The 16,874-nt window shown below is 63.7% G+C and carries 18 protein-coding genes and 1 pseudogene; 12 read left to right on the top strand and 7 right to left on the bottom strand.

The window, feature by feature from the left end; genetic code table 11:
* The first annotated feature begins 269 nt into the window (after positions 1 to 269).
* The 10 genes and pseudogenes from Q427_RS37020 to Q427_RS17640 all read left to right on the top strand — a co-directional run bounded on the left by Q427_RS37020 (position 270) and on the right by Q427_RS17640 (position 10,367).
* Positions 270 to 2,275 (top strand): annotated as a pseudogene (locus Q427_RS37020) (heme lyase CcmF/NrfE family subunit).
* Positions 2,275 to 2,883, top strand: a complete 609-nt coding sequence (locus tag Q427_RS17600; RefSeq protein ID WP_043516366.1) for a DsbE family thiol:disulfide interchange protein — start codon at positions 2,275 to 2,277, stop codon at positions 2,881 to 2,883. Before Q427_RS37020 ends, Q427_RS17600 begins: the two are co-directional and overlap by 1 nt.
* Positions 2,880 to 3,368, top strand: coding sequence for a cytochrome c-type biogenesis protein (locus Q427_RS17605; protein WP_043516368.1), 489 nt, complete (start codon positions 2,880 to 2,882; stop codon positions 3,366 to 3,368). The genes Q427_RS17600 and Q427_RS17605 overlap by 4 nt, the downstream gene beginning before the upstream one ends.
* Positions 3,369 to 3,392: 24 nt before the next feature.
* Positions 3,393 to 5,084 (top strand): c-type cytochrome biogenesis protein CcmI, encoded by a 1,692-nt coding sequence (gene ccmI / locus Q427_RS29115; protein ID WP_197030704.1) that lies wholly within the window; start codon positions 3,393 to 3,395, stop codon positions 5,082 to 5,084.
* A gap of 286 nt (positions 5,085 to 5,370) precedes the next feature.
* Positions 5,371 to 6,972 carry a cytochrome D1 domain-containing protein gene (locus Q427_RS17615; RefSeq protein ID WP_043516381.1) on the top strand — a complete coding sequence of 534 codons (1,602 nt, stop codon included), beginning with the start codon at positions 5,371 to 5,373 and terminating at the stop codon, positions 6,970 to 6,972.
* Positions 6,973 to 7,143: 171 nt separating this feature from the next.
* Positions 7,144 to 7,872 carry a NapC/NirT family cytochrome c gene (locus Q427_RS32470; protein ID WP_197030705.1) on the top strand — a complete coding sequence of 243 codons (729 nt, stop codon included), beginning with the start codon at positions 7,144 to 7,146 and terminating at the stop codon, positions 7,870 to 7,872.
* The gene (locus tag Q427_RS32475) at positions 7,854 to 8,816 is read left to right on the top strand and encodes an ethylbenzene dehydrogenase-related protein (protein ID WP_197030706.1); all 963 of its coding nucleotides are present in this window, start codon (positions 7,854 to 7,856) and stop codon (positions 8,814 to 8,816) included. The genes Q427_RS32470 and Q427_RS32475 overlap by 19 nt, the downstream gene beginning before the upstream one ends.
* A gap of 27 nt (positions 8,817 to 8,843) precedes the next feature.
* Positions 8,844 to 9,278 (top strand): cupredoxin domain-containing protein, encoded by a 435-nt coding sequence (locus Q427_RS17630; protein WP_051496494.1) that lies wholly within the window; start codon positions 8,844 to 8,846, stop codon positions 9,276 to 9,278.
* 53 nt (positions 9,279 to 9,331) lie between these two features.
* A complete protein-coding gene (locus tag Q427_RS17635) occupies positions 9,332 to 9,886 on the top strand; it encodes a hypothetical protein (protein ID WP_043516370.1) in 555 nt (184 codons plus the stop codon).
* 79 nt (positions 9,887 to 9,965) lie between these two features.
* Positions 9,966 to 10,367 carry a copper-binding protein gene (locus Q427_RS17640; RefSeq protein WP_043516372.1) on the top strand — a complete coding sequence of 134 codons (402 nt, stop codon included), beginning with the start codon at positions 9,966 to 9,968 and terminating at the stop codon, positions 10,365 to 10,367.
* A gap of 72 nt (positions 10,368 to 10,439) precedes the next feature.
* Here the strand turns inward: Q427_RS17640 and Q427_RS17645 are convergent, their stop codons facing one another.
* The 3 genes from Q427_RS17645 to Q427_RS37025 all read right to left on the bottom strand — a co-directional run bounded on the left by Q427_RS17645 (position 10,440) and on the right by Q427_RS37025 (position 12,107).
* Entirely contained in the window at positions 10,440 to 11,303 is an 864-nt protein-coding gene (locus Q427_RS17645) for a sigma-54 interaction domain-containing protein (protein WP_197030707.1), read from the bottom strand.
* 121 nt (positions 11,304 to 11,424) lie between these two features.
* On the bottom strand, positions 11,425 to 11,973 hold the full coding sequence (locus Q427_RS17650; RefSeq protein WP_197030708.1) for a sulfite exporter TauE/SafE family protein: 549 nt from the start codon (positions 11,971 to 11,973) through the stop codon (positions 11,425 to 11,427).
* Between the two features lie 44 nt (positions 11,974 to 12,017).
* Complete coding sequence (locus Q427_RS37025; RefSeq protein ID WP_442905522.1) at positions 12,018 to 12,107, bottom strand: urease accessory protein UreH domain-containing protein; 90 nt, start codon at positions 12,105 to 12,107, stop codon at positions 12,018 to 12,020.
* 521 nt (positions 12,108 to 12,628) lie between these two features.
* Here Q427_RS37025 and Q427_RS32480 point away from each other — a divergent pair.
* On the top strand, positions 12,629 to 13,111 hold the full coding sequence (locus Q427_RS32480; protein ID WP_197030709.1) for a TonB-dependent receptor plug domain-containing protein: 483 nt from the start codon (positions 12,629 to 12,631) through the stop codon (positions 13,109 to 13,111).
* Entirely contained in the window at positions 13,063 to 14,628 is a 1,566-nt protein-coding gene (locus Q427_RS17655) for a TonB-dependent receptor domain-containing protein (RefSeq protein WP_231613765.1), read from the top strand. Before Q427_RS32480 ends, Q427_RS17655 begins: the two co-directional genes overlap by 49 nt.
* A 34-nt stretch (positions 14,629 to 14,662) precedes the next feature.
* On the opposite strand, the gene Q427_RS17660 is transcribed toward Q427_RS17655, so the two are convergent.
* The 4 genes from Q427_RS17660 to Q427_RS17675 form a co-directional block, all read right to left on the bottom strand.
* The gene (locus tag Q427_RS17660; RefSeq protein ID WP_043516390.1) at positions 14,663 to 15,046 is read right to left on the bottom strand and encodes a DUF6164 family protein; all 384 of its coding nucleotides are present in this window, start codon (positions 15,044 to 15,046) and stop codon (positions 14,663 to 14,665) included.
* Positions 15,046 to 15,609 (bottom strand): hypothetical protein, encoded by a 564-nt coding sequence (locus Q427_RS17665; RefSeq protein ID WP_043516373.1) that lies wholly within the window; start codon positions 15,607 to 15,609, stop codon positions 15,046 to 15,048. Before Q427_RS17665 ends, Q427_RS17660 begins: the two co-directional genes overlap by 1 nt.
* 85 nt (positions 15,610 to 15,694) lie before the next feature.
* Positions 15,695 to 16,060 carry a c-type cytochrome gene (locus Q427_RS17670; RefSeq protein ID WP_081786063.1) on the bottom strand — a complete coding sequence of 122 codons (366 nt, stop codon included), beginning with the start codon at positions 16,058 to 16,060 and terminating at the stop codon, positions 15,695 to 15,697.
* A gap of 128 nt (positions 16,061 to 16,188) precedes the next feature.
* Entirely contained in the window at positions 16,189 to 16,527 is a 339-nt protein-coding gene (locus Q427_RS17675; RefSeq protein WP_051496495.1) for a hypothetical protein, read from the bottom strand.
* Between the last annotated feature and the right edge of the window lie 347 nt (positions 16,528 to 16,874).

The raw sequence follows: 16,874 nt of genomic DNA on the forward strand, positions 1-16,874 counted from the left end.
GGGCCCTGCTGTCAGGCTTTCGATGCGTGAGGCCGCGGCGCGACATCCCGCCACGCTGGATTGTTTGACGTGGATCACAAGTGACCGGAGTAAAGAAGTATTCGGTATGGCTTTTATGCGCCGATCGCCGGACCATTCAGTCATGCAGGTCGGGGCACCTTCCGCTGATGTCTTTCAAGCCGCGATGCCTCGCCCACCAATATCCAGATCGTGACCGGCTGACAGGGTGATCCTCTCCGAGCCGGGGATAGGCAGGAGGTAGCCAATCCATGGTGGCGGAACTCGGAAACTTTGCACTCATACTGGCGCTATGCCTGGCGGTGATCCAGAGCGTACTGCCCCTGCTGGGCACCTATAGCGACAATGCCCGCCTGATGCGTACGGGACGCTTCCTGGCCACCGGCCAGTTCGTCTTCCTGTCGCTCTCCCTGGCGGTGCTGATATGGGCCTTCGTGGTGAGCGACTTCTCGGTGCGCTATGTGGCCAGCCACTCCAGCCTCAGCCAGCCGACGATCTACAAGGTCACGGCCGTCTGGGGCGGCCACGAGGGCTCGCTGCTGCTGTGGGTCTGGCTGCTGGCGGCCTGGGGTGTTGCCGTGGCGATCTTCAGCCGGACGCTGCCCAGGGAGATGCTGGCGCGGGTTCTGGCCGTGCTCGGCATGGTGTCGGTGGGCTTCCTCGCCTTCACCGTGTTCACCTCCAACCCCTTCGAGCGCATCGTCCCGGGGGCCATGGACGGACGCGGAATGAATCCGTTGCTGCAGGACCCGGGTATGATCCTGCATCCGCCGCTGCTCTACATGGGCTATGTGGGCACGGCGGTGGTCTTCGCCTTCGCCATGGCGGCACTGCTGGGCGGCCGGCTCGATGCCGCCTGGGCACGCTGGTCGCGGCCCTGGACCACCGTCGCCTGGGTCTTCCTCACCCTGGGGATCGCCATCGGCAGCTGGTGGGCCTACTACGAGCTGGGCTGGGGCGGCTGGTGGTTCTGGGACCCCGTCGAGAACGCCTCCTTCCTGCCCTGGCTGACCGCCACCGCCCTGATCCATTCCCTGGCGGTGACGGAGAAGCGCGGCGGCTTCAAGGTCTGGACGCTGATGCTGGCCATCCTCACCTTTGCCCTGACCGTGCTGGGCGCTTCATCGTGCGCTCGGGCGTCATCACCTCGGTCCATGCCTTCGCCACCGACCCGGAGCGCGGCGTGTTCATCCTGGGCATGCTGGCACTGACCCTGCTGGGCTCGCTGACCGTCTACGCCTGGCGGGCCCCCAAGGTCGGGCTTGGCGGCTCCTTCGCCTGGTATTCCCGCGAGTCGCTGATGATGGCCAACAACGTGTTGCTGGCAGTGGCCTGTGCCGCGGTGTTCATCGGCACCCTCTATCCGCTGGCGCTGGACGCCTTCGGCCTGGGCAAGATCTCGGTGGGCCCTCCCTACTTCGATACCGTCTTCGCCCCGCTGATGCTGCCGCTACTGTTCCTGATCGGCCTCGGCCCGGCAGTGATGTGGAAGCAGGCCAACCCCAGCGACACCTTCCGTCAGCTGCGCTGGGCACTGCTGGTGAGCGTCATCGCCGGGGGGCTCTGGCCCCTCACCATGGGCGCCTGGCGGCCGCTGACCGCCCTGTCGCTGATGCTGGCCAGCTGGATCATCCTCACCGCGCTGCTGGATATCCACAAGCGGTTGGGCAGCGGCCGCCAGCCGCTGGCCGTGCGGCTGCGAAAGGTGATGCGCCCCAGCTTCATGGGCATGCACCTGGCCCACGTGGGGCTGGCGCTGATCGTGGTGGCCATCGCCATGGTCAACACCTACGAGGTCGAGCGCGACGTGCGCATGGAGCCGGGCCAGACCACCTCGGCGGCCGGCTTCGACTTCACCCTGCAGCGCATGGAAATGGTGCGCGGCCCCAACTGGGATGCCGACCAGGCGGTGATCGATGTGACCCGTGACGGTCGGCCGGTGGCGACCCTGCTCCCCCAGCGGCGCTACTACGACACCCAGCCCCAGAACCCCATGCACCAGGCATCCTTGCACCGTGCGGCAACCCGCGATGTCTACGTCTCCCTGGGTGAGCGGTTGGTGGGCGACGCCTGGAGCTTCCGTCTCTACTACAAGCCCTACATGTTCTGGATGTGGTCCGGCGCCATCATGCTTGCCGTGGGCGGGCTGCTGGCGGCCAGCGACCGGCGCTACCGGCTGGCACGCAATCGCGCCGTCGATACGCGCCACAGTGCCGGCACCCAGGGCAGCGGCCCGGCGCGGGAGGTGACCAGCTGATGAACCTGCGCCTGTTGATTCCGCTGATCGCCGTATCGGCCCTGCTCGGGCTGCTGTTCCTCGGCCTGGGCATGAACTCTCGCGACCTGCCGTCACCGCTGGTGGGCCAGCCGGCCCCGGCCTTCCAGCTCGAGGCGCTGGAGGACCCCAACCGGATGCTGACCGAGCAGGACTTCATCGGTGAAGTGGCATTGGTCAACGTCTGGGCGACCTGGTGCAGCACCTGCCGCTCGGAGAAGCCGCTGCTGATGGAACTGGCCCGCGGCGGGATACCCATACATGCCTTCAACTATCGCGACGAGCGCGATGCGGCACTTCGCTATCTCAACGTCAGCGACAACCCCTACCAGACCATTGCCTACGACCCGCGCGGCGATGCCGGGATCGACTGGGGCGTCTATGCCACGCCGGAAACCTATGTTCTCGATGCCGAGGGGGTGATCCGCTACAAGCGCATCGGACCGCTCAACCGCCAGCTGCTGCTCGATGAGGTGCTGCCGCTGGTGGAAAAACTCAGAGCGGAAAAGCTTCGGGCGGAACAGAACGGCACCGGGCAAGCAAGGACTGAAGGCACCCGTGGCGGACAGCAGAGGATCGCAACGTCATGAAACGACACCTGATTCCCCTTCTGAGGGGCATGTTGCTCTGCCTCATGGCCTGGCTGTTGCCGGCCGGCCTTGTCATGGCCCTGGCCATCGGCGAGCCGATCGCGTTCGAGACCGAGGCCCAGCAGCGTCAGTACCAGACACTGGTGCGCGAGCTGCGTTGCACCGTCTGCCAGAGCGAGACGATCCATGAGTCCAACGCCGAGCTTGCCGCCGACATGCGCCGCCGGGTCTACGACATGACCCTGGCAGGCCACGATGCCGACGCCATCGTCGATTTCATGGTGCAGCGCTACGGCGATTACGTGCGTTACCGGCCGCCCCTGCAGGCCAATACCGCGCTGCTGTGGGCCAGTCCCTTCCTGCTGTTGCTGGGCGGGGGGCTCGCCTGGTGGCGAATGATCGTGGGGCGCAAGCGCATGGTGCAGCGCCCGGAATTCACCCAGCAGGAGCGTGAGACGCTTCAGCGGCTGCGTCGCGGCGACTGATCGCCGGAGGTGATGATGAACGGAATGTTTCTACTTCTTGCCATGGTGCTGTGCGTGATGGCACTGGCCTTCGTGGTCTATCCACTGCTGCGGGAGCCCCGCCAGGAGACAGGCCACACACGCCAGGCGATCAACCTTAGGGTGCACCGTGATCGTGTCCGTGAGCTCGACCAGGACCTGGCGACAGGCACCCTGACCCAAGAGCAATACGACACCGCGCTGGCCGATCTTGAGCGGGAGCTGCTCGACAGCGGCGGTATCGAGCCGGATGCGGCGAATAGCGAAACAGCCCATGAAGGCCGCGGGCCTAGCCGCATGGCCGGTATTGCCGCCTTTGCCAGCGTCGCCCTGCTGCCGTTCATGGCCGTGGGGCTCTATCTGGGCGTTGGCTATGCCGATGAGGTCTTTGCTACGCAGCAGCCCCCGGGGGAGCTGGCCAGCATGCAGGAGCCCCCACCGGCTTCCGATGAGGCGATGCAGCGTCAGTTCGAGAGGCTCGCCCAGGAGCTGCAGGGGCGGCTGGCGCAGAACCCCGATGACCTGGAGGGGTGGGTGCTGCTGGGACGGACCCTGGTGTTCATGGACGACCTTCCGGCCGCGGAGCGAGCTTTCCGCGAGGCGATGGCCCATGGCGGGGACAGTGACCCGAACTTGTTGACCCGCTACGCGGATGTGTTGGCGGAGCGTCAGGGCAGCCTGGAGGGGGAGCCCCGGCAGCTGATTGAACGGGCGCTTTCCATCGACCCCGATCACGCCCAGGGGCTTTGGATGGCCGGTTCCCTGGCGTTCGAGGAGGCGGACCTCGACGCTGCGCGGCAGCACTGGGAGCGGTTGCTCGGCGTCCTGCCGAGCGATTCCCCGGAGGCAGACATCATTCGCGGCAATCTGTCCCAGGTGGCCCTGTCCGCGGCGGAGGCTGAACGTGAAGCCATATTCGAGGAGGTGGTCATGAGGCCGACATTGAGCCGTGAAGCACTGCAGGCCGTTCGCCAGGTGCCGTTATTCCGGGGTCTGGAAGACGAGACCCTGGCACTGCTGACCGGCGGCGCCGTGGAGCGCAGCTATCGACGTGGCACCCTGCTGTTCAGCGAAGGCGAGCCGGCGGATCGCTTCTATGTGGTGCTGGATGGCTGGGTCAAGCTGTTTCGCGAGAGTCCTGACGGCAACGAGTGCATGGTGGGGCTGTTTACCCGCGGCGAGTCCTTCGCCGAGGCGGCGATGTTCGACCGGCTGGGGTTTCCTGTCCACGCCGCGGTGGCCGAGGATGCCCGGCTGCTGGTGTTCACCGCCGATCACTTCCTCACCACCCTGGAGCAGAACCACGGCCTGGCGCTCAACTTGCTGGCCAACCTGTCGGGTCTGTTGCGCTACCTGGTGCGTCAGCTCGATCAGCTGACCAACCAGCCCACCTATCAGCGCCTGGCCGCCTTCATCGTTTCGCTCTGCCCCTGCGACGCGCGCCAGGCCACCGTCTGCCTGCCCTGCGACAAGATGCTGATTGCCGGTCGCCTGGGCATGAAGCCCGAGAGCTTTTCCCGTGCCATGGCCCGCCTCCGGGAGGTCGGCGTCAGCTGCGACCGCAACTGCGTACAGATCGATGATGTCGCGGCCCTGCGCGACTTTGCCAACGCCTGCGGCCAGCCGACGGCGGCGCCGGCGGCACTCAATGGGGGCGCCAAGGCTCCCGCTGCCGGGATGATCCAGACCTGTCGCTGAGTGCCGAAACCTTCCCTCAGCGCTACCTGAATTGCCGGCCCGATTCACTCGGGTCGATGGCCTTTCGGCAAATTTCTTGGCGTCTCTTGTGACATAAGTCAACTCCAGGATGCATCTATTGACAGTGGTCAAGTGAGGAGGGCGTGAAAGCTGCTCTACTTGATTCAGGTGGAGGGTGGCTGATGGCCATGACCGACTGGCATTCAACAAAGTGGTCAGGCTGGGGCACCCGCCAGGTACTACCCGAAGGGGAAACCAAGCGAGGCACGTTATGCACAAGAGAGCATTGAGCAAGGGGATTTTCGCCCTCAGCTTCCCGCTGGCCGCCATGATGGGCACCGCCCACGCCGCGGCCCCGGAAATGTCAGCGGAAGAGATGGACCGGGCTAGCGCCATCTACTTCCAGCGCTGCGCCGGCTGCCACGGCACCCTGCGCAAGGGCGCCACCGGCCCGGGCCTGCTGCCCGAGGACACCCAGGAGATGGGCCAGCGTCGTCTGGAAAGCATCATCTCGCTGGGTACCGAGGGCGGGATGAACAACTTCGACGGCATCCTGGACGAGGAGGAGATCACCCTGATCTCCAAGTACATCCAGCAGACCCCGGAAGAGCCGCCGGAGATGTCGCTTGCCGACATCCGCGACACCTGGGAAATCGTGGTGCCGCAGGACCAGTGGCCGGACGAGCCCCAGCATGACCTCAACTGGGAAAACTTCATGGTCACCATCCTGCGTGACCGCGGCGCCATGGGCATCATCGATGGTGACACCAAGGAACTCGTTACCGAGGCCGAGACCGGCTATGCCGTGCACGTGGCCAAGTCGAGCTCCGACGGTCGCTTCTGGTACGTCCAGGGCCGTGATGGCCGTCTGTCCAAGATCGACCTGTGGATGGATCCGCCCCAGGTGACCGCCGAGGTATTCATCGGCATCGACGCCCGCGACGTGGCGGTTTCCAAGTACGGAGAGTGGAAGGACAAGTACGTCATCGGCGGCGGCTACTGGCCCCCGCACTTCGTGATCGCCGACGCCGAGACCATGGAGCCGCTCAAGGTCGTCTCTACCCGCGGCTACAACACCGAGGGTGAGTATGTCCACGAGGCCCGCGTAGCGGCACTCTACGACACGCCCCATGCGCCGACCTTCCTGGTCAACGTCAAGGAGACCGGGCAGGTCTGGCAGGTCGATTACAGCGATATCGACAACCTGCGCATGGATCAAATCGCGTCTGCCGAGTACCTGCATGACGGCTTCTTCGATTCCACCGGCCGCTACTTCATGATCGCCGCCAACTTCAGCAACAAGATGGCGTTCATCGACACCATAGAGCGCAAGCTCGTCAGCCTGCTCAATACCGGCGAGATCCCGCATCCGGGACCGGGCGCCAACTGGATCGACCCGGAGTGTGGTCCAGTGGCCGGTACCACTCACCTGGGCCAGGGCCTCATGACCTTCTGGGGTACCGACCCGGAGAATAATCCGGACCACGCCTGGGAAATCTGCGGCACCGTCGAGACCGACGGCCCGGGGCTCTTCCTGCGCAGCCATCCGGATTCCCCGCACGTCTGGATCGACCAGTCGATGCACCCGGAGTCGGATGTCCACCAGTGGGTCATGGTCATGAACAAGGAGACCCGCGAGCTGACCCCGATCCACGTCGCCGATCGTCCCATCGAGCATGACGCCGTGGCCCTGCACTTCGAGTACGACCAGTCCGGTACCGAGGTGTGGGTCTCCATCTGGGCCCGTGGCCGCGGTCACCAGGATGATGGCGCCATCGTGATCTATGACGACAAGACCATGGAAGAGATTGGGCGGGTCGAGAACCTGAACACGCCGACCGGCAAGTTCAACGTCTACAACCGCAAGTCCAAGTGGCAGCGCAGCTAAGCCGACCTGCCGGAGCGCCCCCCGGGGCGCTCCGGCCCCTTCTTCAGTCGTTTCTTATCCCATGCAGGGGGGAGCGTCTGAGCAAGGGGCCGGACAATACCATCTCAGCCAGGCGGCCAGGCAGGCTGATTACAGCAAGAACCGTGTTATGACAATTTCGGGAGATTGATCATGGGGGAGCGTCTACGCAACTGGCGCAGGATAACCATCATGGGGGCATCGCTTGGCGCCGCCATGATTTTCTTTGTCGCCGGCATCTTGTTCTGGGGCGGTTTCAATACCGTGATGGAAGCCACCAACAGCATGAAGTTCTGTAGTTCGGCCTGCCACGAGATGACCTGGGTCTACGAGGAGTACAAGGACCGGCCCCACTACAAGAACCCTACCGGGGTGGGCGCCACCTGCTCGGATTGTCACGTGCCCGACGACTGGGGTCCGAAGATGATCCGCAAGATCGAGGCCAGCCGCGAGGTGTGGCACTGGATGCTGGGAACGATCAACACCAAGGAGAAGTTCGAGGGCAAGCGCCTGCATCTGGCCGAGAACGTCTGGCGTTCCATGCTGCGTACCGACTCCCGCGAGTGTCGCAACTGCCATGACTGGTCGGCGATGGACCTTGAGGAGCAGGCGCCACGTGCCGCCCGTGAGCATGCCCGTGCCTTTGAACAGGGGCAGACCTGTATCGAGTGCCACCAGGGTATCGCCCACGAGCTGCCGGAAGACTGGGATGAGTCCGAGGTGTGGCTGGCACGCTTCGCGCACGAGGAGCCAGAGACGGACCTGGCCGAGCGCGGCGAGCCTGCGATGCCGCTGGAGGCCGAGGACCTGGGCGAGGCGGTGGCCGCCGAAGGCGACATTGCCGCTAGCTGGATTGGGACGACGTGCCGGCGCTGGACATGACCCTGTTCCTGCCCGGTCAGGCTTCCATTGAGTGGATCCAGGACGGCAGCGAGCATGGCGGCGGTCGCGCCTTCAGCTTCGGGGATCGCTGCATCTGGTGTCATGCCGGCGAAGAGGAGCAGATCGGGCAGATGGCGGTTGATGCCGAGAAGTTCGAAACCTATGACCTGGGCGACAAGCGTGGCCATGTGCCGATGACGGTGCAGGCCTCCTTCGATGACGACTACCTGTTCATGCGCTTCCAGTGGGAAGCCGGTGAGCATGCTCCGCTGCCCTTCGTCGACGGCGGCCGCATGGACCCGGACAACCCCATGAAGCTGACCGTGAGCTTCGCCGACGACCGTGTCGACATGGCCGACCGCGGTGGGTGCTGGGCGAGCTGTCACCACGACTCCACCTACATGCCGGATGCCCCGGACGACGAGGCCCTGGCCGAGACCGAACTGGCCGAGCGACTCGAGCTGATGAACGGTGTCACCAAGTACCTCACCGAGAGCCGTACCGAGATCGAGATTCGCGGCCGTCGCGGCGCCGCTCGCGGTGGCTGGGACAAGCTCAAGGACGAGGCGGAAATCGAGGAACTGCTTGGCGGTGGTGTCTACCTGGACTTGGCACGCTTCAAGAGCGGTGCCGAGCTGACCGAGAGTGGCTATATCCTCGAGCAGCGCCACCTCTCAGAGAGCGATGCCGTGGTCATGTCCGCGCAGGAGGAAGATGGTGTGTGGACCGCGTATCTGACCCGCGCCCTGCGTACCGGTGTGGAAGGCGACAAGCCGCTCTCTACCGACGGCAAGTACAGCTTCAACGTGGCGCTGCATGACGACTACGCCTCATCACGCTTCCACCATGTCTCCTGGCAGTTCGGCCTGACCTTTGATGCCGAGATCCCCGGTGACTTCGAAGACGACATGGTCGAAATCAATGCCACGCGCATCACCCGGTGATGCGCATTTCAGAAGGAGGGAGTTTCGATGAACAAGCGACTTCTGACACTTGGCGCCACTGCCCTGACCACCGCCCTGCTACTGAGCGGGGCGGCCCAGGCCGGCTACGATAAGGACCAGGACAACGCCGCAAACGAAGGCGATGTCGTTGAGATCGCCATGGTTGACAACGAATTCCAGCCCAAGGAACTGGAAATCGCCGTCGGCACCACGGTGCGCTGGGAGAACAAGGCGGGCCGCACCTTTCACGATGTCTACTTCCCGGACGAGGATATCGGCTCACCGTTGCGCATGCTTCCGGAAGAGACCTGGGAGCGGACCTTCGACGAAGCAGGCACCTACGAGTACATCTGCCGTCCCCATGAAAACCGTGGCATGGTAGGCGTGATCCATGTTGTGGAAGCTGATGGTGCCGCCGAGGATGGCAAGGAGGCGAAGGAAGCCGAGGGCAAGGACAAGTAAGCCCACGTTGCAAGCAAGCGGTGCGGTGATGCACCGATCATTGAGGAGTTCGCATGGCGACAATCACTCGACCCGCCGCCCTGTTCGGCGGACTGCTGACCACACTGGCGCTGTCGATGGCCGCTAGTGCGGCAGCATCGGAGAGCCCCAGCGGCTATGGCAGCGCCGACTTCGGGATGTCCTCCGAGGCGGTGCTGGAGCGCCTGGAGCAGGATCAGGTCGTCAACGTCTCGGTGCAGGAGACCGAAGACAATGACGTCATCATCGACGGCGAGCTTCAAGCCGAGGGTCAGCCGGTAACCGATCTGCGCTATGTCTTTCCCGAGGGACAAGACAAGCTCGCCCTGGTGGTGGCCTTCCATCCCCATGTGGAAGATTACGACAGCGTCAAGGCGGAACTCGAAGCACGCTACGGCAAGCCCTGGGAAGAGGAGATGGCCGAATGGTGGTTCGAGCAACTCAAGGAAGGCATGCCGGAAGAGCCCAGCAGCCTGACCGTCTGGGGTGGCGATGGTAACGAGGACCGGGAAAGGGGACGCTTCGTGCGGCTCTGGTCCTTCGAGGACTACCTCTCGGTGGAGTATCTCGATACCCAGATGTTTCGCTGAGTAGTCCCAGGCGAGACGCGATTCCATCGTTCAACAGCCGCTCTCGAAGGGCGGCTTTCCTGTTTGAGGAAGAAGAATCATGAAGAGCAAGGCGATCTTGGCGCTGCTGGCAGCCACGGTAATGAGTGTGTCGGTTCAGGCCGATCAGGAGCATCACGGTCATGGGCACCATGACGAGATGTCACAGGAGGCATCGGGTTCCCATGAGGTTCGCGGGATATTCCTGGGCTTCGATGAGGACGAAGGGCGTATCACCATGGCTCACGAGGCCATCCCCGGCGTGATGATGGCCATGCGCATGTATCTGTACCTGCCGGAAGGCGAGGCGCTGCCGAGCCTTGAGCCTGGCGACAAGGTCGTTTTCCAGATGTTCAGTCGTGTCGATGTTGGCCAGCGCTGGTACGCCACAGAGCTCGAAACGCTCCCTGAGGGTGTCGAGCTGACCCTGCCGGATGAACTGCGCGAGGCGATCGAGTACTGATATCCGGGCTACGCACACTGTTAAGGCCAGGACGCCGCCCAGTGAGGGCGGCGTCCTGGCGCTAGGGCCTGTTCAGGCGATGGTGTGCTTCTTCATACGGTAGAGGAAGGTATCACGGCTCAGCCCCAGTAGCCGGGCTGCCAGGGAGCGGTTGCCCTGGGCCTGGTCAAGGGCCTGCCGGATCAGTTGGCCTTCCAGTGTTTCCAGACTCATGCCGCCTTCGGGTAGCCGCCAGGGAGTGTCATCTTGACGAGGAACGGCTGCCTGGAGCCAATCATCGGGGAGGTCCTGGGCTTCGATGTGATGGCCGTGCAGCAGCACCACACAGCGCTCGATCAGATTGCGTAGTTCGCGGACATTGCCAGGCCAGCCATGAGTAGCCAGCCTGCGCAGCAGGTCTTCGCTCAGCGACGGCGGATCGACCCCGTGACGGCTGGCCAGCTCTTTGCAGAAACGCTTGGCCAGCAGCGATAGGTCACCATCGCGCTCTCGCAGTGGCGGCAGCTCCAGAGGAATCACATGCAGGCGATAGAAGAGGTCCTCGCGGAAGGTGCCTCCGGCAACCTTGGTGCGCAGGTCCTGGTGGGTGGCGGCCAGGATGCGGACGTCGACCCGCTCCACGCGCCCGGCGCCCAACGCCTGGCACTCGCCATACTCCAGAAAGCGCAGTAGCTTGGCCTGGGCTGCCAGCGGCAACTCCGCCACTTCATCAAGAAACAGGGTGCCCCCGTGGGCCTGCTGCACCCGGCCAGGGGTATCAGCCTGGGCGCCGGTGAAGGCGCCACGCTGGTAGCCAAACAGCTCGGATTCGACCAGGTCCTCGGGCAGCGCGGCGCAGTTCAGGGTGATCCAGGGGCCCTGCGCGCGGCGGCTGCTCTGATGCACCAAGCGTGCCAGTAGCTCCTTGCCGGTGCCACTCTCGCCAAGAATCAGCACGGTGCGTCGGTTGCGGCCACCAGGCGTGCCGAGCGCACTACCGCCTGCAGCGCAGGGGATTCGCCGACCAGTTCGAAGCGTGAATCGTGGTTTGCCGTAACCCTGTTCATCCGATCTCCCTTCATGGCCCTCCCCAGTGGGTTAGCATCAGCGGCACCGGGGCCAGCACGATGATGATCAGCCCGGCAAGACGACGTACGGCCGGTGTACGCAGCCTGGCCGCCGCGCTGCTGGCCATGACGCCGACGGTGAACAGCATCGGCATGGTGCCTAGGCCGAAAAACAGCATGAACAGTGCACCGCGCCAGGCGTCTTCCGTAGTCAGGCTGTAGACCAGTGCCGAGTAGACCAGCCCGCAGGGTAGCCAGCCCCATATCAACCCGAAGCCGTAGGCCTGATGGAGGCGGTGCACCGGCAGTAGACGGCGCCCCAGAGGCTCCAGATACTGCCACAGTGGGCGACCCACTGCCTCGATACGCGCGAAGCGCGGAAACCAGCCGGCGATATAGAGTCCCACTGCGACCAGGAAGGCCGCGCCCAGCAACGCCATCAGTGGGCGATTGGTGGCGCCCACGGCACTGCTCAGGACCCCGGCGCTGGCGGCGACCAGGGCGCCGGCCAGCAGATAGCTGCTGATGCGCCCGGCGTTGTAGGTCAAGTTGAATGCCACCAGGCTGCGTGGCTTCGCTCGCACCTCGGAGGAAAGGCTGAATGTCAGGCGCCGGCGATTCCACCGCACATGCCCAAGCAGTGCGTGCTGCTGAGCAGTCCCAGCAGAAAAGCAATGGTCCACTCAGCCGGCATGTCGGCTAGCTCCCTTGATGTGCCGTGACGACCGTTTGTGAGATGTCACCATGCTGTGTCATCTGACATGGCCAGCGTGGCAGATGCCACAAGCATACTCAGAGGCGGAGGCGACTGTCGCCAGACGTTATCGGGAAACTGCCGAGATAGGGGATTCAAATCAAGAAGATGCATATTCATTTCGGCGGTGGCCAACATTGGCATGGAATCTGCTACATAACAGATACCGTTTCGTAAGAGAGAAGTCCTTGCACGGCCCCGTTCGGGGCCGTTTTTTTTAGTTGGTCTTTTCCCCGAAGCCGGCTTCATGGACGCGGGCAATGGGGCATTTGCCTCGTTGACTCGGTCATTTGGCTTGTCCGACGAGGGGGCAAGCGACGACTGGCTGGTCCAGCTGACATTTCTTGGTTAAAAAGGTCGACTTTTCAGCAGGTTGAGATGTTTCCTAGTGTCTGCTTCATAAGTGGCATCTATTTTGCCTGTTAAGGCAGCCATTACATTATCCACTTCGAGATACTGACATGCTGCATCAACCCCTATTTCTCCGCCAGAGCCTGGCGGTTGCCGTCTCCCTCTTTACCTGGCAAGTCGCCATGGCGGCGGATGAGGCGCCGCTCGCTTCGCCCGCCATGTCGACCATGGTGATCACCGCGCCGGCCATGACCGACCCTTATACGGTCTCCACCGATGCCCGCACGCCGCAGCTGCCGCTGCCTGCCGCCGATGGCGGCGCCTTCCTCAAGTCGATCCCCGGCTTCAGCGTCAGCCGCAAGGGCGGCACCAGCGGCGATCCCGAGCTGCGCGGCCTGGGCGGCTCGCGCCTCAATATCCTTGCAGATGGCGCCAATATTCTCGGGGGCTGCGGGGGGCGCATGGACCCGCCTACCGCCTATATCTTCCCCCAGGCCTATGACCGGGTGGAGATCATCAAGGGCCTCAGAGCGTACGCTACGGGGTGGCCCCAGCGGGAGTGGTGCGCTTCGAGCGCGACAAGCCGATGCTGACCAATTCCACCGTGGAGGGCTTCGCCAGCACCACCCTGGGCAGCAACGACCGCTTCGACCTGGTGGGTGATATGACCGCCGGCAATCAGGATGGCTATGTGCGCTTGATCGGCACCCTCTCCGATCAGGATAACTACGAGGATGGGGACGGCAACGATGTGCGTTCTGAATACAGCCGCTGGAGCGGTACCGCCATCGTCGGCTGGACCCCCGACCCGGACACGCGCATCGAGGTTGCCTATGATCGCAGCGACGCCGAGGCGGCCTATGATGATGGGCGCCCCCTTGACGGTACCTTGTTCGACCGCACCGGCTACACCCTGACCGCCAGCCGTCAGAACATCACCGCCTGGCTCAGCGAGGTGGAGGCCCAGGTTTACTACAGCCATGTCGACCACGTGATGGACAACTTTACCCTCAAGACGCCGCCCACCAACCCCCAGGGGCAGCCGATACTGAGGCTAGGCAACCCGGATCGCCGTACCATCGGCGGGCGCCTGGCCGCCGAGCTGGAGCTGACGCCCACCACCCAGATGGTGGTGGGAATGGACTATGCCGAGAACCGCCATAGCAACCGTGGGGGTGTGGACTACCGTGAGAAGGAGCGTGGCCGCAACGCCGAGTTCACGGACTATGGAGTCTTTGCCGAGGTGGAGCAGGAGCTCTCCGAGCGCGGTTGGATCACCCTGGGCCTGCGTGTCGACCGCGCCAGGGCCGAGTCGCTCAATGGACTGAATGATGATGATGGCCTGTATGGTGACGCCGAACTGGGTGAGACGTCGCGCTCGACCCTGTGGAGCGGCTTTGCCCGCTATGAGTACGCACTGGAGCCCGAGCCCCTCAGTCTCTTTGCCGGGGTGGGCCGCGCCGAGCGAGCGGGGGACCACTGGGAGCGTCGCTGGATCTTTGACTTGAACACCGAGACCCTGACCCAGCTCGATACCGGGGCCAGCTGGAATGACGACCGACTGAGTGCCAACCTGTCGCTCTTCTATGGCTGGTATGATGACTATATCCTCATCGATGAGCGGAGCGGGCAGGACAAGGTGCGCAACGTCGATGCCAAGACCTATGGGCTGGAAGCCGATATGCGCCTGCGACTCACCGACAGTTGGGATATGACCTCGACCCTGGCCTGGGTGCGAAGCAACAACGATACCGACAACCTGCCCCTGGCCCAGACGCCGCCGCTGGAGGCGACCCTGGGGCTGGACTATGCTCGGAATGCCTACTTCGGCGGCGTGCTGTGGCGCGGCGTGGCCCGCCAGGACCGCATCGCCAAGGATCAGGGCACCATCTACAGCCTGGATATCGATGAGACGCCTGGATTCGCCACCGTATCTGCTTATGGCGGCCGTAAGTTGTTCGGGAATACGACCGTCACCCTGGGCGTCGACAACCTCTTCGATCGCACCTACGCCGAGCATATCCAGCGTGGTACCACCGAAATGCTGGCGACCGACCGGGTCAACGAGCCGGGCCGTACGCTGTGGGCGAATGTCACCACCCGCTTCTGATTTACGGTGATTGTCGATGCTGATCTATGGCAGCTCAGTTGGAGTTGCCGAAGGCCTCGATCAGACCCAGGAAGGGCGCCAGCGTCAGCGCCAGGATCGCCGCCACGGCCAGGCCCACCAGCAGTACCCGAATAGGGTGCTGGCGAAGGCGCTGCCATAGGGTGGGGGCCTGGCCTCGCTCGACCTGGTCCGCGTGCTCCCGCTGCACCCGGGCCTGTCGTTCGACCTGGTAGCGGGCCAGCACCTCGCGCGCCGCGTCCAGTTGGGAGTCGTCACGCAGCCAGATGGCGTCCACACCCAGGCGCCAGAAGCCGGCGTGGGTCTCGTAGGTATCGAAGCCGTGCTGGTCGAACAGGCGGCGCACTTCCCAGGTTTCCTCTTCGGAAACATTGGCCAGGCGAAACAGCAGTGTCGCCATCAGCTGGCCGCCTCGCACAGCCATGCGGCTCGCTCGATGGCCGCGTCGGCACCGTCCAGATCGAAGTTCATGAACCAGTAGTCCTCTTCTCCGCGATCAAGACGCAGCCTGAGCGTTTCGCCCGCGCGCATCTCCTCGACCAGCAGTGCCTGTTCGTCGAGATAGAAATTGACATAGAAACCGCTATCGCCCCGCTGGGTGACGAACTCCGCCATGCCGTTGTGAATGGTCTCGTGGTCGACGCGCAGATCGCCGGGCACCAGGTTGGCTACCCGGCTTTCGGCCTGATGCTCGCCGAGCTCGACGCGCACTTCGAGCCAGGGCAGGTCGCAAACCCCTGGGGTGTAGTTCAGGCTGAGGATGGAGTCGCTGTAGCTGTGCTGCTCCAGGGCGCGGAAATGGCGTTCGTCACCCAGCGACAGGGTCAGGGAGTGCCAGTTGCCGTGGGGTTCGATATCGCTGGTATTGTAGTTGGTGGCATGGGCCAGCGGTGCGGCAAGCAGGCTGGCAAGCAGCAGCCAGAAGGGAGCGTGGCACGGGCTGGCGAGAGTGATCGGGGGCATGGCCGTATTCCTGGGGGTGACAAGCTCCCGATGGTAGCACCCCGGGCGTGACTCGCCGACCCCGGGGCGGCAGCGCTGCGCTGGTTCAGGGCTCCAGACTGGCGTAATAGGCCGCCAGGTCGGCGAAGTCCTGGTCGCTCAAGCCTCGGGTCATGCTGGCCATCAGGTGTCCCTTCTCACCGGCGCGCAATGCCTTCATCCCCTCGATGAAACGTGCCTCGTCCATGCCGGCGATGCTGGGATAGCGGGAGGTCACGCTGCGCCCCTCGTAACCGTGACAGCTGGTACACAGCTTGGCCATCTCGGCGCCGCGTTCGGGGTCGCCGCCGTGAAGGAATGCGCTTTCCCGGATGGGGGTGTCCGCCGCCTCGAATGCTGGCTCAGCAGACGCGGTAGCGCCAATGACCGATAGGGCCAGCGATACAGTCAGGGCAGTGATGACAATTCGCATGGTCGCCTCATGGATACGAAAACGGTGGTTATCATTGTAACCACACAGCGTCGGAACGCCCTTGATACAGGTCAGCGAGCCGTGCAGCCCCAGCGAGTGGGCGGACAGTCATTGGTAGTGGGTGGCGCTTACTCGTAGTCCCTGCTGGGCAGCAACCAGTCCTCCGACGGCTGGTGACCAGCCTCTTCGGCCTTGCGGTACTGCTCGGCCATATCACCGGTAATCGTCGTCAGGCAGGCATCGACGCTGGCGTGATCATCGGCACTCTCATAGATCGGCTCGGCCTGCAGCGGTGTCTGGATGTAATGGCTCTGCTCGCAGCTGAAACGATTCCCATCCAGCTGGCGATAGACGCGCACCCGGATCGTGGTCGGGATGTCCCCTATGCAGAAAGCATACTCCGTCTCCAGATGACGCTGGTGGGTAATGAGCGAGTCGTGAACGGGACTGGGTGCGGCGTGATTCATGGTGACTCCATGACCCCAAGAAAAGGAAACAGCTTTCCCGAGCCTAACACCTTGCCTTGCAGGCGAGAAGGTGCACCAGGGCTCGGGGTGACCCCCGCGGCAAGGCGAAAAGGGGGCTCACATGGTTAACGCTTTTAACACGATTAACCATCGGATTTAGACCTGAGCAAGCAGGTTTGATGCAGGTCAGGTTTTCAATGCCTGACTATGCTAACGTCAAACAAGTATAGGGAATACCTGATTTCTTGCTGGTTTCGCTGGTCAATACATCCTCTATTTGGTTTCCGAGCTCGGCCTCCATTGGATGCGGCGCGGGAAGCAGGCAGGCGAAGACCCAGTCGAGCTAG

It is taken from the genome of Halomonas sp. BC04, assembly GCF_000568385.1.